The sequence below is a fragment of the Rhabdobacter roseus genome (assembly GCF_014202275.1).
In the GTDB taxonomy this organism is placed as follows: domain Bacteria; phylum Bacteroidota; class Bacteroidia; order Cytophagales; family Spirosomataceae; genus Rhabdobacter; species Rhabdobacter roseus.
In genome coordinates this window covers 520,021-539,342 of the sequence record NZ_JACHGF010000002.1, presented here as the reverse complement: position 1 = coordinate 539,342, position 19,322 = coordinate 520,021, and the positions used below count along the sequence as shown (strand labels likewise).

At 49.5% G+C, this 19,322-nt stretch carries 15 protein-coding genes and 1 tRNA gene; 8 read left to right on the top strand and 8 right to left on the bottom strand.

The window, feature by feature from the left end; all coding sequences use genetic code 11:
• Positions 1-83: 83 nt before the first annotated feature.
• Positions 84-2,582, bottom strand: coding sequence for a M14 family zinc carboxypeptidase (locus HNQ92_RS07280; RefSeq protein ID WP_184172675.1), 2,499 nt, complete (start codon positions 2,580-2,582; stop codon positions 84-86).
• A gap of 265 nt (positions 2,583-2,847) precedes the next feature.
• Here HNQ92_RS07280 and HNQ92_RS07275 point away from each other — a divergent pair.
• From HNQ92_RS07275 to HNQ92_RS07255, 5 genes are all read left to right on the top strand, one after another.
• Positions 2,848-2,919, top strand: a tRNA-Glu gene (locus HNQ92_RS07275).
• Between the two features lie 874 nt (positions 2,920-3,793).
• Positions 3,794-3,958 (top strand): lmo0937 family membrane protein, encoded by a 165-nt coding sequence (locus HNQ92_RS07270; protein ID WP_184172673.1) that lies wholly within the window; start codon positions 3,794-3,796, stop codon positions 3,956-3,958.
• Between the two features lie 858 nt (positions 3,959-4,816).
• Entirely contained in the window at positions 4,817-6,175 is a 1,359-nt protein-coding gene (locus HNQ92_RS07265; protein ID WP_184172671.1) for a Gfo/Idh/MocA family oxidoreductase, read from the top strand.
• Positions 6,176-6,695: 520 nt separating this feature from the next.
• Positions 6,696-6,983 (top strand): hypothetical protein, encoded by a 288-nt coding sequence (locus tag HNQ92_RS07260; protein WP_184172669.1) that lies wholly within the window; start codon positions 6,696-6,698, stop codon positions 6,981-6,983.
• 297 nt (positions 6,984-7,280) lie between these two features.
• Complete coding sequence (locus HNQ92_RS07255; RefSeq protein ID WP_184172667.1) at positions 7,281-7,526, top strand: hypothetical protein; 246 nt, start codon at positions 7,281-7,283, stop codon at positions 7,524-7,526.
• Between the two features lie 83 nt (positions 7,527-7,609).
• Here the strand turns inward: HNQ92_RS07255 and HNQ92_RS07250 are convergent, their stop codons facing one another.
• Genes HNQ92_RS07250 through HNQ92_RS07235 form a run of 4 tightly spaced genes read right to left on the bottom strand, consistent with a single transcriptional unit; the run spans position 7,610 to position 11,911 of the window.
• Complete coding sequence (locus tag HNQ92_RS07250; RefSeq protein WP_246439781.1) at positions 7,610-9,760, bottom strand: hypothetical protein; 2,151 nt, start codon at positions 9,758-9,760, stop codon at positions 7,610-7,612.
• Between the two features lie 34 nt (positions 9,761-9,794).
• Positions 9,795-10,451, bottom strand: a complete 657-nt coding sequence (locus HNQ92_RS07245) for a hypothetical protein (RefSeq protein ID WP_184172663.1) — start codon at positions 10,449-10,451, stop codon at positions 9,795-9,797.
• 26 nt (positions 10,452-10,477) lie between these two features.
• A complete protein-coding gene (locus HNQ92_RS07240; protein WP_246439779.1) occupies positions 10,478-11,110 on the bottom strand; it encodes a DUF4136 domain-containing protein in 633 nt (210 codons plus the stop codon).
• Between the two features lie 39 nt (positions 11,111-11,149).
• Positions 11,150-11,911 carry an SDR family oxidoreductase gene (locus HNQ92_RS07235; protein WP_184172661.1) on the bottom strand — a complete coding sequence of 254 codons (762 nt, stop codon included), beginning with the start codon at positions 11,909-11,911 and terminating at the stop codon, positions 11,150-11,152.
• 95 nt (positions 11,912-12,006) lie between these two features.
• On the opposite strand from HNQ92_RS07235, the gene HNQ92_RS07230 reads away from it, so the two are divergent.
• Both HNQ92_RS07230 and HNQ92_RS07225 read left to right on the top strand, forming a co-directional pair.
• A complete protein-coding gene (locus tag HNQ92_RS07230; protein ID WP_184172660.1) occupies positions 12,007-12,909 on the top strand; it encodes a histone deacetylase family protein in 903 nt (300 codons plus the stop codon).
• Between the two features lie 128 nt (positions 12,910-13,037).
• Complete coding sequence (locus HNQ92_RS07225) at positions 13,038-13,385, top strand: hypothetical protein (protein WP_221307400.1); 348 nt, start codon at positions 13,038-13,040, stop codon at positions 13,383-13,385.
• A 68-nt stretch (positions 13,386-13,453) separates the two neighbouring features.
• On the opposite strand, the gene HNQ92_RS07220 is transcribed toward HNQ92_RS07225, so the two are convergent.
• A complete protein-coding gene (locus HNQ92_RS07220; RefSeq protein ID WP_246439775.1) occupies positions 13,454-14,065 on the bottom strand; it encodes a DUF6580 family putative transport protein in 612 nt (203 codons plus the stop codon).
• A gap of 277 nt (positions 14,066-14,342) precedes the next feature.
• Here HNQ92_RS07220 and HNQ92_RS07215 point away from each other — a divergent pair, with 277 nt between their 5' ends.
• Positions 14,343-14,900 (top strand): DinB family protein, encoded by a 558-nt coding sequence (locus HNQ92_RS07215; protein ID WP_184172656.1) that lies wholly within the window; start codon positions 14,343-14,345, stop codon positions 14,898-14,900.
• A gap of 791 nt (positions 14,901-15,691) precedes the next feature.
• Here the strand turns inward: HNQ92_RS07215 and HNQ92_RS07210 are convergent.
• Together HNQ92_RS07210 and HNQ92_RS07205 are read right to left on the bottom strand one after the other, a co-directional pair.
• Complete coding sequence (locus tag HNQ92_RS07210; protein WP_184172653.1) at positions 15,692-16,480, bottom strand: N-acetylmuramoyl-L-alanine amidase-like domain-containing protein; 789 nt, start codon at positions 16,478-16,480, stop codon at positions 15,692-15,694.
• A gap of 42 nt (positions 16,481-16,522) precedes the next feature.
• Entirely contained in the window at positions 16,523-18,751 is a 2,229-nt protein-coding gene (locus HNQ92_RS07205) for a bifunctional alpha,alpha-trehalose-phosphate synthase (UDP-forming)/trehalose-phosphatase (RefSeq protein WP_184172651.1), read from the bottom strand.
• Between the last annotated feature and the right edge of the window lie 571 nt (positions 18,752-19,322).

The following is a 19,322-nucleotide window of genomic DNA, read 5'->3' as shown; positions in this document are numbered from 1 at the left end:
CAAAGGTACTTGATCAATAAAAAAGCGGTAAGCCAGGAATGGCTTACCGCTTTTTTAGGTAAAGGTACTTCCGGAAGCACCTTCTATCGGAAAACGGCGTTACCGAAGAGTAACTTCCCGTTGTACCAGAAGCCCCGGAAGAGCGGGTCGTCGGCCATGTACACCACCTGCCCGCGGCCCATGTCCTGTACACCCAGAATCAGGGTGTTCTTCAGGCGTTCGCGCGCATTTTTTCCCACAAATCCCGCGGAGTAGGCTTCGTTGCCCAGGTACCCCACATTCCAGCCGCTGGCTAGGTAGTCCAGGTTGTAGGTATCCCTCACCAGCGCGTAGTAGGTATCGCCGTAGCCAAAAGCCAGCGGATGCGTGGGGTCCAGTTTTACTCTATAGATACTACCGGGCGTTTCGTCGCTGGCCGCTTCGCGCTCACGGTTGGCGTATTGTTTGAAAAGCTCCGTTTTTTCTTTTTTATCTTCTGATTTTTTTCGTTTCAAATCAAAATCTGGTTTATCCGCCAGGTAGTTCACGGCGCTTTCCATCGCGATGAGCCGTCCGCCGTTCCGTACCCAGTCTTTCAGGTCGGAAAGTACCTTTTCCGTCAGGATTCGGCCATAAGTACCCGTCGGGAGAATGAGTACATCTACCTCTCGCCAGGGTACCCGGCTGAGGGCATCGCCCTGTACTACCGTGAGGGGGTACTTGATCTGCTGCTCAAAGAAGTGCCACACTTCGCCAAAAGCCAGCGGCGAAACGCCCTCTCCCGCCACGGCCACCACTTTGGGAGCCCGCATGGGGGCCACATCACCCGAGCCGAAATCGGAGCCTTGGGTCACAAAACCCGTCTGGGCCGGAATGAGGCGTACCTGGTACTTGGTGGCGGTTTCGGCCAGGAGCTGATCAAAGCGCGCGCCCAGGGCTTCGTTGCCTTTGCGGGTTATGACCAGCGTGCCCGCTTCATAGGTACTTCCGTCGATCTCGAAAGGTACCTGCGAGGTCCGAACCCGAATCTTTTGCTGCATCAGATCGGACAACATCCGGAGCTCATCGAAAGATTTCCAACGCACCAGGTAGGCGTAGGGAGGAGTAGCCGGTACGGTGTTGGTCATGGGCGAGGCCTTATAGGCGGCGGGCGTCAGCTTATCCTTGAGTCCGTAGGCTTTTAGCCCGTAGGCGTAGGCCATGCCCCAGCTCGTGATGTCGTACGTAACGGAGTCTTCCAGGTCGGGTTTGGCTTCAAAAAGAATTTTCAACAACGTTGACTTGGGCTGGTAGGCGCTGATGACCAAATCCGTACTCTCAAATTTCACGTTTTCGTCGGCCAGGGAAGCCAGATTGGTACCTTTGGCCGAAAAATCCCGTCCCGCCAAGCCGTACTGGATACCCTGGTTATCCAATAATTCCCGGAAAGCGTTCAGCCGTCCTTCTTCGCCCTTCGTCCTGATCACGTAACTCTTGTAGGTACCTATAGGATTGGTCCGGGCGGTTTCGTGGTACTTCACAAATTCCTGCACCGTTTTTTCGGATCGGGAGGAAATGGCCTCCAGCGTAGACATACTGGTGGCAAAGTGGTGGGCAATGCGGTCTTTGAGGGTGAGGGTGTCGCCTTCATTCTCGCGTGCAATAGCCACTCCGGCCCGACCGCCGCCGCCCTGCTCGTAGGTCATCCCGATGGCCCCGTTGTAGGTAGGCCAGGTGTCGCCGTAGCTAGGGTAGAAGAGGTCGTAGTTGTTGCGGGTAAAGTACAGCCAGCTGTTTTTGTCGAAGTACCGGCGGCTGTATTCGCCCAGCGTATTGTTAAACTCACGCTGCCAGGCCGTAATGTCTTTATGAAAAGGGCGGGCGGCCGGTGGGAAGTAGTAAGAACTGGCCGAGCCCATTTCGTGGAAGTCGGCGTGCAGGTGCGGCATCCATTGGTTATAAAGCTTCAAGCGCTCCTGCGACTCCTTCTGAAGCTGCCAGGCCCAGTCACGATTGAGGTCGAAAAGGTAGTGGTTGTAGCGACCGCCGGGCCAAGGCTCGGTGTGTTCCCAGGCAAAGGGGCTGGCGTTGGGTAGTACGGCTGCCACGCGGTTGTACCACTCGGTATAGCGGTCGTGCCCATCTGGATTCAGGCAGGGGTCCAGGATCACCACGGTATTTTTCAAAATCCCCTGGGTAGTTGGGTTGCCCGGGTTTAGGAGCTCGTACATCACCTGCATCACCGCCTCCGACGACACCGCCTCGTTGCCGTGTACGTTGTAGCTCAGCCAGGCCAGAGCCGGAATGGGCCCCGAAGCCGTACCAGCCAGCAGGCCAATATTCTTTAGGTTGTCGGTCCGGATGGTTTCCAGGCGGGCCAGGTTTTCGGGTGTAGCTACCACTGCTACCAGCAGCGGGCGGCCTTCGTAGGTACTACCGTAGGGGATTAGCTTTACACGGTCCGGATTTTTTTCAGCCAGCGTGCGAACATACTCCACTACGCGGTGGTGGTAGGTGAACTTATTGCCTAGCGGGTACCCAAGGTGTTCGGCCGGGGAAGGATTTTGGGCAGCTGCCCAAGGAGAGAATAACAATAGGAGAAAGCCAAGAAAAGATTTTTTCATAGAGATTGGTGATTGACCCAAAAAAGAGAAGTGTAAAACTACCAAAAAAATGGTTTGGGTACTTACAGACTGGGTGGCAGGTTAGAAAAAAAGTTAAGGAGCCAAGCGGTTGAAAATGAGTTGTGATAAAAAAAAGTTGTATTTTTTTTCAGGAGGTGGCTTGCAATTTATAAATCAACCCTTCATATTTGCACCACGTTTTCGGGAAAAGGAAACGCAATCGAAAGAAAAGTGTTCTGAGATTGAACGAAGTAGGAGACCAGTCGGCCCATTCGTCTAGCGGTTAGGACACGACCCTTTCACGGTTGAAACAGGGGTTCGATTCCCCTATGGGTCACGATTATTCGTGGCAAAATCCTCTAAGTCAAGTACTTAGGGGATTTTTTGCATTTAACCCTCCACCCATTGTCTGTTGAGATTCTTATGATGAACTAAAAAAAACATCCGCCCTGGAAGCCCAAGACGGATGTCTTATCTATGGTTCAACATTATCATGCTATTATGATAAGCCTGATAGATACTTGTAGTAGTAATAACGGCACGAGCTGTTTTTTTGTTTCTAAAAGTAAGGATAAGATTAAAAAATAATTAGAAATAATTAATAGGTTGGTTTTTAAATATAGTCTAACTTTACATGCAAATTCCGGAAACCGATAGAATAACTCCCTGTTTCTGTGTAACTACTCAACGTCTTTTCTAGAGTTGCCACGAATGTAGATGTACCCATCTCTTTCAGGTTCACTCCCTTTCAGCGCTCATGTAAGCATGGTAGCTGGATTCAACTCTGACTACGATTCAACGATATTCAAGTTTTTACTAGCAACAAGGTCACAAACCCGATTGGGATTCCTGGTCGGGTATTGTTTTAAGCAGCAAGCGCCTGCCCGCAGCCATAAAATCGATAGCTCCCCAGCCAACACGTCCTTATCTATTTTCCCGATTAGCACACTTTACAAGGGTACCTGGCCGAAGGTAGAATTGATGGTTGGCTGATGTTAAAATGGCTATTCAAGCAGCTGCGGGTTGAAGCCTTTTACACAAAAGGCATTAAGTGAGGGATTATTTCCCCAAATGCATTTATTCCCAAGGCCCTGTTTGCAATTCTTGTAGATTAAAGGGGCCAATAGATAGGGAATATACGTTAAATAGGGCTGGCACCTAAATTTGAGCAACTGAATCGAAAATAGTTCATCACCTAAACAAGCAAAGCGATGGGAAATCTGCTGTATACAATTGCGGTAATTTTAATTATTTTATGGTTGATTGGCTATCTGGGCTTTGATAGCTTCGGCATGGGTGGCATCATTCATATTCTGTTAGTCATTGCTGTTATAGCGGTTATTTTGCGCTTGATACGAGGAGATAGGGTGGTCTAAGAAGGCCATGGCAATACAAAAGCACTTTAAAAGGGCTCAGCTTTTCCTAAAATTGGAAGCTGAGTCTTTTTTATGTTTAGATAGATCAACCGGGCTACGATCGGAGGAGGCGTCTGGGATGCATCATGGGTGGAAGGTACTCATATGCTAAAATAGTTTATTTTTTTTGATCCAAAATAAACCCCCAGACGTATATTAACCACGCACCTATAAACCGTAGGTACATCTGCAATATACACACGCTATGGAGCATGGGGGATTCGACTTCAATCGATCTCCCCATGCTTTTTTTATGGGTAAGTACCTGGCAGGAGTAGCAAGGGACCTGAGCGTAGGGATTAATACTAGCCCCCATGAGATTTTAGGGCCGCTAGGCCGTGGTAGTGTATCATTAGCCAGATTGTTAGCCCAGGGGTATTTCCATGAAGAGCCTAATAATCGGCAAAGCGATCCCGTCGGGTTTTGTGCTTCAGACTTTTCATTTTACTGAAATTTACAAAGTACCCTGGCTTATGGTTGGTAAGAATACACTTGATGCCCCCGCGGAGTGAGCTCAACGACGAGCGGTATGAAGGGTTTTACACCGGAAAGTGGGCAGGCTAAAAAAAATGGGGACTTGGCTTAGCGAAGTACCTTTATAAATGGGAGAAAGTAGCGCCAGATAGAACGGCCCCCAAAAACTTCTTTCGAACTATTTAGTGGTAAAACGGGATCTCAACCGTCTTTTTGGTTAACGTGGGGGCGTCGATAAGAAACGCTGCATCCCCTGCGTAGCTGCCCATGTGCTTTCCCGGAAGTAGTATTCGGGGGGGACCGTAGCTTCCATAGCTGAATCTCAATACCTTAAATCCTTTTTAAGTGAAAAACAACCGAAGAAAATTCATCAAAGACTTGGCTTTAGGCACGGCTGGTATTGCCGCCAGTAGCATGGCCCAAGGGATGTCCGTCAGTGGCATGTCAGCCCGGAGCTACGCTAAAATCATAGGATCCAACGACCGCATTCACGTGGCCATTGCGGGCCTGGGGCGTCGATACGGAGCATTTGTGGAAGGTATCGTTACCAAAGAAAACAACGTTGAGCTGGTGTATCTCTGCGATGTTATGAAAAAACAGCTGGACGCGGCAGGCAAAAATTTCTCTAAGAAACTGGCGTATACCCCTAAATTTGAAAACGATATTCGCAAGGTACTTGAAGACCAAAAGGTTGATGCTTTGTTTAATTCCACACCTGACCACTGGCACACACCCGGTGCCTGCATGGCCATGCAAGCGGGCAAGCATGTGTACGTAGAGAAACCCTGCAGCCACAATCCCCACGAAGGTGAGCTGCTCGTTAGCTTTCAAAAGAAATACAACAAAGTAGTGCAGATGGGGAATCAGCAGCGCTCGGCCCCGGAATCCATTGAAATTGTCAATGAAATTCATAAGGGAATCATCGGCAAAGCGTACAAAGCCGTGGCTTTTTATGCCAGCGGTCGGGGCGAAGTACCCATGCCTCAGAAAGCCGCCGTACCCGCAGGATTGGACTGGGAGCTTTTTCAGGGGCCCGCTCCTCGTAAAGAGTACATGCACGATACCTGGGATTACAACTGGCACTGGTACGGCTGGGACTACGGCACGGCCGAAGCGGGAAATAACGCCACCCATGAGCTAGACGTAGCCCGCTGGGCCTTGCAGGAAAGCTACCCTGAGCACGTCATGGTAGAAGCCGAAAAAAGGTACTTCCCCAACGACGGCTGGACGATGTACGATACCATGGAGGCTACTTTTACCTTTCCGGGCAACAAGATTATTAAATGGGACGGACAAAGCCGAAACGCCTACGGTACCTACGGCAGCGACCGCGGCACGGTGATTTATGGTACGGAGGGAACGGTGTTCGTAAATCGGAACGGCTACAAGCTTTTTGACCGCGCCGGTAAACAAATTAAAGATAGCAAGGCGAAAGGAAACGAAGCCGGTACCGCTCTGGGCGGTGGTGGCGATATGTCTACGCTACACGTTGTCAACTTTTTTGATGGCATACGCGGCAAAGCGAAGCTCAACTCGCCCATTGACGAAGGTGCTAAAAGTACCCACCTCTGCCACCTGGCCAATATCGCCTCGCGCACGGGAAAGTCATTTAAAGTAGACGTTAAAACGGGTCGTATCAATGACCGGGAAGCAATGAAACTCTGGCGCCGTGACTACGCGCCCGGCTGGGAGCCAAAAGTGTAGGAATAAGCGTGCAGTTTCTAAACACATCAGAGGTACCTCGACCGAGGTACCTCTGATGTGTTTATGGCGCTTCAGTACAATTGAGCTATCGGGTTGAGTATCAAGAAAGAGGGAGTGCGAAAAAGACCTGCCCTAAAACAGGCCTTTTTCCAGTATAGCGTGTGTATAGGTACTTGAAAGCGGTGCTTTCATTACAAATGAAGGTAATTTTTTATAAAGAAAAGTACCTCGTTGGAAATATTTATCCAACGGTAGGTTGGTGAAATCCAAAAGAATACGCCGTCAGGGGGTACTTACTCAAACGAAGCCCCGAGCCTTGATTTAAGAGCTCTAGAAAAAGTATGTAACCTTTTATTTAGATTAAGTTTACTGCCAGGGTACTTCATTTCCTTTTTTAGTGGAGAGCCCTTTTTTTTGACTATTCAATTTTATTTGAATGGCAAAAATTTGTACCTTTCCTCCACGTATATCAGCTACCTCCCTATATGCAGGAGTGCAACCTGCTCAAAACCCGCTTAACATGAACAAACAAACCTGGTATGAGGGCCTCAAAAGCGCCCAAATGGATTATGATCGTATTATTAGCCGTGGCCAGAAGTGGCGAAATCGAAACATTCCCATTTACATTAGGGAAAACTTAATGGTACCCTACTACATTACGCAGGATGGCGAAAAGGCGATCCTGCACGGTATAAGGTACCCAAGTAGCGAATTCGAGAAAGTTCATTTCATGGTGGTGGCTCAGATAAATATAGATGAAAGCACCGCGATTTTTATTGTCACAAAACCTGGAGGCGAAGGCTACTGACCAGTTCATTCTTCATACGCAGAAACCAGCGATATTGGCTCGAGTTGTCGAGAAGCAGCTTACTACAACTTCTATGCCGGTGAATCAGGTCCGAATCAATAACTATCCGGTTTATATAGAGCTTATTAGGACATTTGAGCCCACGGATGCTCACGAGCTAGAGCAGGTGCTAAACCGGATGGCCAACTGGTACTTGTATGCAGTCATCAAAAAACGCTCCTAAACAAGCCAACACGCATTCTGACAGCAGGGGCAGGTCGTAGTAATCCTTAGCTAAGTACCTTATAAATAGCACCTATGGAAAAATTGACTACTAACCAATGTACTAATTTTGAAGAGTACCTTACCTCAATTTTAACTTCTTACAACTGCAAGCTGACCGTAGACCTGGACTACGAAAATAATTGGCTGGAATGCCTGATTGAAAAAGAAAGTGGTGACAAGGCCGATCTGCATTTGTCGGCCGAGACGGTCAGGCTAATATTGGAAACCAAGCATACCCAAAACGAATTTGAGCAGGTAATCCTTAATCGACTGAGATAAAGTAAAGTACCTATCCCAGCCTTAGAATAAACACCACCACGTATTCTTTATCTGTATCAAGAGGTAAAGAAGCAAGCCGGGGCTTAAAGCGTACCCCGGTATAATGCAGGCCAATTGCCATAGAGCTGAATAGCGACCTGCTGGCCATTGGGTAGTTTTATGGTAACCGATCGGGATTGGTTGGGCTTTTGAAAGCTATCAATAGCCAGCACGGCAATTTGGTTGCCTTTGACGACGGCCGTCACAAAAGGTTCTTTTCGCATGGCGGAAAGAACGGCTTGCTCGGGCTTAGGCTCCCGCCAGGTTCCTGCTAGTTGGTAAGCCAGGTCCTGCTTTTTTCCACCTACCAAAATATCTTCTACCTGCTTAGCCATCCAGTTACCCAGCGCAAAATACTCCGTGGGGTAGTCCCAGTACTTGGGAGATTCGGGCGAATGGTGGGTTTGCTGAAAAGCTTCGTAGCCGGTACGGCCGTCGGCCGGGTACCATTCCCAGCCCCAACCGGTATGATTTAAGTCTAAGTTATAATTATTGGAGCCTTTACCCAAAGGCTGATTGTCGTGCCAGAGATAGTATCCGTCCGCCGTTACTAATGAAAATAACGAAATACCCAGGGCCTGGCTGGCGGGCATCATTTCCAGCTGATTAAAAAAAAGATCGCCGTCAGGATTGGCTGTCTTTACGTGCCAGGGTACTGCGGGGTCTTGGTGCATGGGCAAGTGACGGTTCCAGGCGTACCAGATGGTCTGGTTGTTTTTTTGGTAAGAAAAGAGCTGGTTGATCCGAGCGGCGTGCAGGGCCGCCAGAATAAGGTAGTTGTTGGGCGTGACGCCCGAAGGATCGTCGCCAAAAACTATTTTGGGATACACATCAATCAGGTTCCCGTTCAGGTACTTTCCAAGCGTTTCACCGTTGGCCAGGGGCTTAAAATTGGAGTTGGTAGGCGTGGGAGATTGGTAGTCCTTCAAAAAGTGGGCGGGGTCGATGGAAGTACCTCGCTGGAAATTGGTGTTATGCACAGCACTGCCGCCCCAGTAATCAAAGAGCTTGATGGAGGGATGGTTTTTCCGGATGCGGGCCGAATACCAAATCAGCCTTTCCTTCACGGCGGGGGCGTAGTCACGGTTCCAGAACTCGAAGTCATAAATGTACACGCCCAGCCCCCCGACCTGGTCGGCGTAGGCTTCAACTTCCTCTTTCGATAGGCTGGAAAACCAGTTTTCGTCCCGATCCGCAAAAAAGCCTGGAGGTTCGGTCCAATGTTGCTTATGGCGGGGTATGTCTTCTTCCCAGCGGGGTAAGTGCGTAATGCCCCGCTTAAGGTAGTTTTGGGCAGGAACAAAATTATTCAACCGGTACTGCATCGCGAGCTTGCCCGGAATAGGCTCAAATTCCGGGAAGCTAGTGTCGAAATGAACGTTGAAAGAAGGCGATGGGCTAAACCAGGCGGGGATGCCAATCCGCCTTAGGTGCGTGGTGGTTTCGGGGGAAGGCGCAGAAGAAGGGGCGATCCAGAGGCACTGCTGCCGAACGGTGCGGTATCGTAGGTGGTTCCACCACTCGCTGTACGGGGCGTCGATCCAGCGCGCCAGAATGGTATACAGGTACCCCGGCCGGACCTCCAGACCTTCGTCCAGGCCCCCTACTACGGTACCATCAATGAGGTAGACGCGCGTACGGCCATCCTGGTAGTTGGCAAAATCTTTGAGGTACAGCCGGCCGTTTTTCTGCACAGGGCGCACGTCAAGCCAGATGTCGTCGCTTCCGTGGCGTATCCACTGGTTTTGGGCTACTATTTCGTCTTTATTCGCACTCTTAAAAGCAAAAGCAGCCGTGGTTTCACAGCCGCTTTGCGCATTACTTTGAATTCGAATGGTGGCCGGTCCGTCGGTCAATGACAGGTTGTTGAGCGTCAGCCAGGTACCTGGCCGGTGCGGCACGTTTTGAAAACGGTGGGTCTTTTTATTCTGGGTAATCTCTACCGAATAGGGCGAAAGGCCGCCCTGGCTGGCGTACAGCTGAAACTGAAGCTCATTTCCGATTTGCTTATAATGCCTTACTTCGAGGTCACAGCCTGAGGTACCTTTATGAAGCGTTTCGGCTAACGGAAAAACGGTAGCCTCAAGCTGGTAGGAGTGAGGGTCGGAAGGGCCGTAGCGCTTCCAGACCCAGGTCCCGGCACTCAAGGTAGTTATCAGCAGGACGGTGATTCCCCAGACGTGAACTTTTGACAATTTTAGCGGCGACATGTGAAAATTAGAAATTCAACTACCACCAGCGGTAAAAAAGTCCAAAGGAAGCATTGATGGAAGAAATACCTTTGGTTACGTAGTCGTAGTTCAGGGCGGTTTGGCTGTACTTCACGCGCAGGTCAGCCCCCAGAGAACCATCCTTTTTAAAAAGAAACTTGGAGCCAAGTCCCGCTCCGTACGCAAATTGAAACTTTTGCTGTTGATCGGCAAGGTTTCCATAAAATAAACTGTAATCGACAAAACTACCGCCGGCGCTCAGGTGTACATAGGGGCGAACGATGGCGCTACGGCCCGCCAGGTGGTAGTTGACAAATCCCTGGATTGGGTACTGAGTAAGGGTACGTGTTTGGACGGCCGAAACGTCCTGGCCGTCCAGTTGGTAGACCTGGCGGGGTAGGCGGGTCTGAAAATAGGCATACCCTACCTCGCCACCGGCTGAAAGGGCCCCCTGAAAAATCCACTCGACCGAAAGGGAATAGTTTTCCAGCGAAGTTTTATCGATGTACTGATCGGCAAAGGTACCTATCGGGATTGCGGCGGTCACGCGGCCGGTAGCCAGGTAGTGAGAATACCGATCAAAGGGCGAAGGCATAGAATAGATATTGGTAGCGTCCTGCGCTCTGGCCGCGCCAGAAAACAGCAGAACGAGTATCCATAGCTTGGCGTATTTCATTAGTGGGCTGTGTCTTAGTAAGATAATTAATTTATTTTCAGGTAGCTTGATTGCTCAAAAACGGCATCCACGATGCGGCCCATCTGCTGGGTACTACCGATACCGCTGCCCCGAATCTGCGCATTCCAGACCACATCGAGCTCCTGATTTTCGACGTTGGAGTTCTTGAAGTCGATCATCTCAAGGTACCAATAGGCTTCGTTGGTCTGGTAGTAGGTAAAGTACCCCGGTCCATAGCCCATTCCGGGGCCCCAGCCACCGCCCCAGCCTCCCCAGCCGCCGCCCCAGTAGTTACCCCAGTAGGGGTTCATGGGAGCTACATTCAGATAGCTATTTCGGATTTGGGCCACGTTGATACCTACGTCCGGATTATTACTGGCGCTCACGTATTGGTAGCCCAGTTCCTGCATTTTAGCAATTACCCGGGTCAAAATGGTCACATCAATTTCTGAAAGAGAAGTACCATAGCCCTGGTTTCCCAAGATCAATACCGAATCTACGATGCTGAAGGTAGCGTACTGCCGGAAATCAACGGACTTGTTACGATTGGTAATAAAGACCTGCGAATCTTCTATTGAAAGATCCCGTAAAGGATCATTGGTGCAGGCGGATAATAAAGTACCCATCAAAAGGGTCATTAGCATTATTTTATTGGTCATGTGCATGGTTGTGCTTGTTTACTGTATCATAAACGAAATTTAAACGTAAATCATTTTACGGGTCATCCCCCCGTCTATGATGAAGTTTTGTCCCGTAATAAAATCATTTTGCTTCTGAAGCAAGAACAAGATCAGGTTCGCGATGTCGTTTCCGTGGCCTACCCGGCCGGCGGGATGCTGATCATGATCTTGCGGCGAGAGGGGCGTAGGCAGAGTGTCGGATGACTTCTGTACGGTCGACACGTCGATCCAGCCCGGACTGATGGCGTTTACGCGCACCTGCGGCCCCAGGCTGATCGCCAACGCGTGCGTCAGTGCCAGGATACCCCCCTTGGAAGCGGAGTAGGCTTCCGTGTTGGCTTCAGACATCAGGGCTCGGGTAGAGCTCAGGTTCACAACACTCCCGCGCTGGCTTTGAAGATGCGGGAGTGCATGTTTTACGGCCAGGAACGCGCCGGTGAGGTTGACGTCAAGTACCTTTTTCCACTCGCTCAACTTAAGCTTTTGGATGGGTTTGTTCAGGGCAATGCCTGCGTTATTAATCAAATGTACGGGCTTCCCCAGATCAGTTATTGTATCGGCTATCCAGCGTTTTACGTCCTTTTCACGGCTAACATCACCTCCGTACAGCCTGACGCTCGCAGGTACCCCGGCTTGCTCCCATTCCTGAATGGCCTCCTTGTCTTTTTCCAGCACCGATACCCGGTATCCCTCTCCGGCCAGGCGCTCGGTTACGATCCGGCCAATGCCCTGGCATCCGCCCGTGATCAAAACTACCTTGGTACCCGAATTGTCCAACATTAGCGTGCAAAGAATCGTTTTTAGTAAATGAAGGTACCTATATGACCCAGGAAGGATCAAAAAGGTTGTGCCATTCGTCTATATTTTGCTTTTTCATGTTGCGCATCGCCCACTGTCCTCTCTACAGCCATCCTTTGCCCGAAGGCCACCGTTTTCCGATGCTCAAGTACGAGCTGATTCCCGCACAACTTATTTATGAGGGTACCTGTACTCCCGAAAATTTCTTTTGTCCCTCGGCACTACCCGAAGATTTGATCCTGCGTGTGCATGATGCAAAGTACTGGGAAGACCTTAAAGGGTTGCGTCTGAGCCCAAAGATGGTGCGGCGCATTGGGTTTCCTTTGTCGGCACCCTTGGTGCAGCGGGAAATCATCATTGCCCAGGGTACTTTGGATTGTTGCCACTACGCCGAAGAATTTGGCGTAGCCATGAACGTGGCTGGAGGTACTCACCACGCCTTCACGGACCGCGGGGAGGGCTTTTGTCTGCTGAATGACGTAGCTCTGGCGGCGCAGTACTTGCTGGATCACCAGCGGGCAGCATGTATTCTTGTCATTGACCTGGACGTCCACCAGGGAAATGGTACCGCGGCTATCTTTCGCGATGAGCCGCGGGTTTTTACCTTTTCGATGCACGGCAAGGATAACTACCCCCTGCACAAGGAGCAGTCGGACCTGGATGTGCCCCTGCCGACCGGTACTTCGGACCGGGAGTACCTACAGGTACTTGCTGATACGCTGGGCAATTTATTTGAAAACTACCGGCCGGACTTTGCCTTTTACGTGGCCGGAGTGGATATACTGGCTACCGACAAACTTGGGCACCTGAGCGTGTCACGCGAGGGATGCCGCCAGCGCGACGAGTTTGTTTTTAAAACCTGCCAAAGGTACCAGGTGCCAGTCGTTGTGACGATGGGCGGGGGCTATTCAGCCCGAATCGTGGATGTGGTGGAGGCACATTGCAATACGTACCGGGCCGCCCTAAACCTTTATTTTTAGTATTCTCTTGGTTTTGCAAGAAAATTTAGAAATTATTGTGTAGAAAATGCCCCTTCTTTATGCAATTGTCATTGGTTGATCACCTTCCGGAGCTTTCCAGATGCGTTTTTCTGGATGTGTTTGCCAGGATGTCTCTCGATTCCCGCACCAAGCTTCCAACCCTACGGACGCTGGAAGGCCAGCGGGTACCTCCCGAGTTTAAGATCCGCTGTGACCGCCGGGCCATTGCTGACTTCCCCGAAGGTACCATCTACAAGCTCGATATCCGGCTCATAGAAACCAGGGGGAAAAGGCCTTACTTTTCGGCCCTGCGGTCCAAAAAAGTACCCCGGGCCTTGGAGTTTTTTGAGCATAACTTGCTGGTGCAACGGGGAGAAAACCCGGAAAAGACGAAACGAAAGCCGGCTTATTTATCCAAAAGAAAGTCCAATACACCAGCTTCCCAGCCACGAGAAGCCCTAGGGCTGATCTTCTAACCCATAAAAGAGGGAGCCCACGTAATTCGCGGGCTCCCTCTTTCAATAATAGCCTTGCAGTCAACGGCCTAGACCGATTCTGTTCCTTGCAGGGCGGGCGACTTGCTCTTCAGCCATTCGAAGCTACCAAACAGGAGCAGGGAGAAAAACAGGTCTCCCATCACACTATTTAAAAACAAATTGCCAAACACCGTGTATTGATAGAATTGGAGCCCGGCCCCGTAACAGGCCATCAGCCCCATGAATGTTTTCGGATAAAAACCACCGGCGTTGAGCCAAACGGCAAAATTGGTTATTAAAAAAAAGATAACAGAAGAGAGCAACGCCGTTCCGGCCACCCTACCAGCAGTAATCTTTTTCAGAAAACCCATCCCGATGGCTACCATCAGTATAAACGAACCGTAAACGGCCCACATGGTACTATGAAAACCCAGCAGCGCGTCACTAACTAGCAAAGCCAGAACCGGAACCAGGAACGCCCATCGCTTGCTTTTGAAATGCGCCCCACCAAAGAGCGCCATCGCTCCAAGAGGCGTGAAATTGTAGGGGTGAGGAAGCAATCGTAGCAAGGCTGCCGCCAAAATAAGGGACGCCAGGGTAGCAAAGCGAGGAGTATCTATTCTCATGACATTAAATTTGGGATTGGCGGTAAAGATACAACAGCGGTTGGAAGGCTGCAAAAAAAGTAGTTTAATCCTTCGCACGCAGAAGTACGCAATCACAGAAAGTCGAAGCTAACCAGGCAGGGTACTTTGGTGTGTTCTGTTTCTATGGTCGAGAAAAGCAGCTTTTCGGCTTCTAAGCATAGCTCGGACGGAAATCAAGAGCAGCCTGCTGAAAACCTAGTAAGCCCTGTAGGTAATGTATTAGGGTACTTTTTGCGATCAGATAAATAAAAATATAGTACGGCAAAACATTTTATTGGACATATTTGCACTTTCGATCAAATCAGTAGCTATGGATAGAAAGGAAGAGACCCTTCGAATTATAGATCTAGTTAACGACACCTACGAAAGCGAGCAGGCCTGGCACGGGCCTTCGGTGGTAGAGGTACTTCGGGGGGTATCCAGCCGGATGGCCGCTTCCCGGCTCACTCCCAATACCCATTCTATTGCGGAGCTGGTTTTTCACATTACTACCTGGCGCATATTTGCGGTGCGAAAACTCCAGGGAGATGCAACTTTTGACATCACAACAAAAGAAAAAAATTGGAAAACTTTTCGTACCTTTGACGAGTTAGAATGGGAAACGCTCCAAATGGAGCTGAGCCTGTCGCAGGAGGAGTTGGTGAGTGAGCTGGAAAAAAAGCAAACGGATCATTTTCTGGAGGATACCGTACCCGGAAGAGACTATACGTACTATACGCTCATTCATGGCTTAATTCAACACGACTTGTACCATGCCGGTCAAATCGCTCTCATCAAGAAAGGGCTTTCTTTAGCAGGTTTTGGAGATGAGGATTTGGATGATTTGAACCAAAGTAGTATTTTTGACGATGATTTTGACGCTTTTTAAATAGATACGTTCTTCTGTTAGAATATTTTTAAAGAAAAACATTCAATATTCAATATTTATTGATTATTTTGCATTTAAGATTAAGTTCGGCCCTCTCGGGCAGTTCTTTTAATGGTGTGGATATATGTCGGAAAGCCATTCGAAATCTCGAATGGCTTTTTTGTTTTTCCTGATATCCCCCTTTTTGCACTCCCTTGCCTGTCATGATCTATCCTCCAAAGTACCTATCTACCTGATTCTGCGGCTCAAAAAAGACAAACAATCCGAACGCTCTGCCCTCAATTAGACCGCACTTAACTACTAAGAGTCACCAAGTAAAACCGCTCCAAGACCTTGAAGCGGCGCGACATTGCGCCGTAGCAGGACGATTTACAATAGGCGTGCGTATATAGAACGGGTAGCTTACCACAACCTGATTTTAAGAGTAAGCCCTCCTGGAATAATTTTTGTTGTTGTATTGCTTAAAATTTTAATCAGATTTTAATAGTTTGTTAATTGATTTTTAATAATTTGCTCATTGATTGGATAAGAAGGTTTCAGCCTATCCACCCGTCGGGGTTCGTTGGGCTTAACGTAAATCATAGACTAAGGTATCATCGCCGTAATAGGATCAGAGCCTTGACACGGCATAAAGATTTAGTTGAGTTGTGTTAATAGTTAAAAAAGCGACCCCCGAATTGTGGGGTCGCTTTTTTTGGGGTTATAAAGGGTAAAATGCAAGATCGTGGCTACGAACCCGCTGGAAGGTACCTTGGGGGTAGGTGGCTGTGAATTAGAGAACGGATTTCGCATCATTCGTCGGGAATGCGCAGCACGATGATTCCCGTGTGTCTTTTAATGGAGGCTACGTACTCCGCCAACGGTCTTGGGCTCAAGATTACTTTTTTGGCATCCGTAGAGGCATGTACAAGAAAAGCCCGCTCACCGATTTTGGTGATGATCCCCTGATGGTTGCAGTCGAGTCCTTCCACTGAGGATGTTATACCCACTATATCCCCTTCTTTGAGCAGCGGCTCTACTTTCCGAACCTCCACCTGCGGAATGTAGTAGTGGGCACGGGCATTGATTTCTTCTTCGATTAGTTTCAGTTCACGCCAGGTTTCCTCGGAGCTAAGCGCCGGATAAAGCTCCGCGTGGCTGGTCATGAAATGAATATTTTTATGGTAGGGGATGCCTCCCAGCCGGGCTGTGATATCTTCCACCCTTCCTCGCTGCTGGTTATGGTAGAGCCAGTCCACGAAATAGTGGAGCCGTGACGCGTAGCCGTTGATCTGTCCGTGACGGTACCTCAGCTGGGTCAGCTCTTGACGGAAGCCATCGTACTTCATGTGGTGTTTTTTAGCTACGGCCAGCGCCACGGAGGTTTCCACCAGGGTGGTACAGTCCAGGCCGTCGAAACGGCACACCAGCTGCTCGGTAGGATTTCCTTCCAGCGTGTGGGATACGTAGGCGGTACCCAGAAACGACTGCGCCATTTGCAGCGTTAGGTTGGCTAGGCTACCGCCTCCCGGTTTTTCCATTCGTTGCCGGAAGACCTTCTGAGGGTCGTCCTGGATCATCGAAAGGCAGAATCCAACCATACTGATTGCAAGTAGCCCAATTCTGCTTTTCATACGCAAAGGTTAATGTTTAGCTACTATTTTTTTGAATAGCTTGATGACCTCTTGTTGATTTTTGACGTGGTTTCGAGCCACTGAAAGCGCATCGCCTACTTTGATGGTGTAGGCGTCGCTCGCCAGCGCCTCAAACATATCTTCGTCGGTAGTATCGTCGCCCAGCGCCATCACAAAATCGTAGCTATCTTTTTCGGTAAAGGCACGGGCGGCGGTACCTTTGTTAAAAGCAGTCTTTTTCACTTCAATAACCATATTTCCCTCCACTACCTGCAAATTTAATTCGGGCTGGATGTAGCTTCGAAGCTGCCAGCTCAGCTCCTGAGCGCGACGTAGGGCGTATTCCTGGTCCTCGGCGGTCCGGAAATGCCAGGCCAGGGAGGTTTCTTTTTCTTCCACAAAAGCCCCCGGGCAACGTTTGACGTACAGGTCCAGAATGGACCGGATGCTCTCTTTCCAGTTTTCTTCGTAGTTTTCGTTCAGTCGCCATTCTCCTTCTTCCATAATTTTCACCAGTGCGCCGTGCTCGGCTACCATGTGTACGGGAAGATCGCCCAGTACCTCTTCCAAAAAATGCCGATCCCGACCGCTGATAACTACTACCGTATTGCGCTCGGCGAGTTGAGCAATGAGGTCTTTCATTTCCCGACTGATGATGGCATCGGACGGAATTCGCACAATGGGTACCAGGGTACCATCGTAGTCGAGCAGAAAGATACGTTTCGAAGCCGCGGCGTAGGCGTCGCTGATTTTCAGCATGTCACGCTCGGTGAGGTAGTATTGGCGGAGTTTTTCTTGTTCTTGTTCAATCATAATCATCTGGGTAAAAAAGTCATTCGTCCAGGCAAAGACATCATATTCTTTGAGGCGTCCCTGCATGGCCAGCATTCGTTTGGTTTGCTCATCCAGGGGCATTTCCAGTCCCTTTTTTATGGCGTAGGCAATATCCTGGCTGTCGGTTGGGTTAATGATCAGCGCTTCACCCAGCTCGGCGGCGGCCCCGGCCATTTCGCTCAGGATAAGTACTCCCCGCAGGTCTTTCCGGCTGGCTACGTACTCTTTGCACACCAGGTTCATGCCGTCCCGAATGGGCGTAATCAGGGCCACGTCGCTGGCCGTGTACATCCCTACCAGCTCCTCAAAGCTCAGCGAACGGTACTGGTAAATAATGGGTTGCCAGTTTATCTTGCCAAAGAGGGCGTTGATGCGGCCTACTGTTTGGTCAATGTCCGACTTCATCTGCTGGTACTGCTCGATCTGGTCGCGGGAGGGTACCACAATCATCACGAAAGATACCTTGCCGTGCCATTCGGGACAATTTTCCAAGAAGCGCTGAAAACCGTGCAGACGATACAGCAGTCCTTTGGAATAATCGAGGCGATCGACGGAAAAAATAATTTTTTCGGTGAGGGAATGGCGGGCATCGGAGCGGTACCTGACCACCTCCATGTCGTCGAAGGCTTGGTTGAACTTCTGGTAATCAATACTGATCGGGAAGGCATCTACTTTAACAATCCGGCTGCTAAGGTTGATATAGTGTAGCTTATTGCCGTGCCCCACCACCATCCGTACGGCCTTCAGGAAATACTCGACGTAGTCGTTGGTGTGAAAACCTACGACATCAGCCCCGAGCATCCCGTTGATGAGGGCAATCCGCCAGCGCGTAGGCAGCAGCCGGAATATCTCGAAGGAAGGAAACGGAATATGGAAAAAGAAGCCAATCTTATGATCCGGAAATTCCTGTCGGAGCAGCTCGGGCAGGATCATGAGCTGGTAGTCCTGTACCCAAATGACATCGTTGGGTTGCAAAATGGCCCGTACCTTTTCAAAGAACAACTGATTGGCTGCCTGGTAGCTGTCAAAGTACTTGTCTTCAAACTTGGCCAGGGAAGGAAAATAATGACAGAGGGGCCAAAGCAGATCGTTACAGAAGCCCTCGTAATAATGCTCATTCAGCTCGCTGGGGATAAAAACCGGATGCGCTCTAAAATTTTCGTTTTCAATGTTTTGTCCTTCCAGTTCCTCCGGGGTGTTCTCAGTATAACCTACCCATTGTATCTTATCGGCAAATTGAAAATGGGCGTTTTGTTGGCTCTGCGCTAAGGAAAGTACCGCCGAAACAAGGCCGCCTGAGTTTTGAATAAGTTGGATATGGTCATTTTCCTGGACAATTTTAAAAGGGAGGCGGTAGGCTACGATGATAAGCCGTCCTTCGAGTTTTTTATGCGTTTGTTCCATAATGATGTGCGTTCAAATTTGTACTTAAGTGCCAAAATTTGAGTACCAATGCCTCAAAATGAATGGCGATTTCGAACGCAAAAGAGTCTTTATCTTGGATGAATGATTAACTAAGATAAAGAATTTTAGTTATCAATCGGCGATTAATCGAATACTTTATTAAAAATAGTCAAATAGTTCAATTGGTCCTCAGCACTCTCAAAAGAAGCTAGCAGCTACTCTTGGACGGCAAAGGGAAGGGAAATGGGCTCCGTTCTCCTGCTAAAATTCTCTAGCTGATAATCTTCAGATCGTGTATTTTTTTGTAAGTACCCCTCAAAGAAGTACAGGGTAGGCAGCGGGTGAAGAAAAGCCGCGTCAGACTGAGTATTTGCTTCCACTAAGGAGAGCCCTGCCGGGAATTGCCACGACACGCCTGCCGAAAAAATAGTTGCCACTGATTGGGCCCTCAGGCGGGCAAGGGGGTACTTTTACGTCAATGGAGTGCAAGTAGGGGGCTAAACGAGCTCCCAAGCGTGGACTTCCCTTTTTTTAGGCCCCTTCCATTTCGGTGACGAATGGCTCCGGCACA

Excerpts from the sequence above, each read along its gene's own strand:
- HNQ92_RS07225 (WP_221307400.1), top strand. The coding sequence starts at position 13,038 with ATGTCTCTCGATTCCCGCACCAAGCTTCCAACCCTACGGACGCTGGAA.
- HNQ92_RS07210 (WP_184172653.1), bottom strand. The coding sequence starts at position 16,480 with ATGGTTGGATTCTGCCTTTCGATGATCCAGGACGACCCTCAGAAGGTC.
- HNQ92_RS07215 (WP_184172656.1), top strand. The coding sequence starts at position 14,343 with ATGGATAGAAAGGAAGAGACCCTTCGAATTATAGATCTAGTTAACGAC.
- HNQ92_RS07270 (WP_184172673.1), top strand. The coding sequence starts at position 3,794 with ATGGGAAATCTGCTGTATACAATTGCGGTAATTTTAATTATTTTATGG.
- HNQ92_RS07280 (WP_184172675.1), bottom strand. The coding sequence starts at position 2,582 with ATGAAAAAATCTTTTCTTGGCTTTCTCCTATTGTTATTCTCTCCTTGG.
- HNQ92_RS07255 (WP_184172667.1), top strand. The coding sequence starts at position 7,281 with ATGGAAAAATTGACTACTAACCAATGTACTAATTTTGAAGAGTACCTT.
- HNQ92_RS07205 (WP_184172651.1), bottom strand. The coding sequence starts at position 18,751 with ATGGAACAAACGCATAAAAAACTCGAAGGACGGCTTATCATCGTAGCC.
- HNQ92_RS07260 (WP_184172669.1), top strand. The coding sequence starts at position 6,696 with ATGAACAAACAAACCTGGTATGAGGGCCTCAAAAGCGCCCAAATGGAT.
- HNQ92_RS07230 (WP_184172660.1), top strand. The coding sequence starts at position 12,007 with ATGTTGCGCATCGCCCACTGTCCTCTCTACAGCCATCCTTTGCCCGAA.
- HNQ92_RS07235 (WP_184172661.1), bottom strand. The coding sequence starts at position 11,911 with ATGTTGGACAATTCGGGTACCAAGGTAGTTTTGATCACGGGCGGATGC.
- HNQ92_RS07240 (WP_246439779.1), bottom strand. The coding sequence starts at position 11,110 with ATGACCAATAAAATAATGCTAATGACCCTTTTGATGGGTACTTTATTA.
- HNQ92_RS07245 (WP_184172663.1), bottom strand. The coding sequence starts at position 10,451 with ATGAAATACGCCAAGCTATGGATACTCGTTCTGCTGTTTTCTGGCGCG.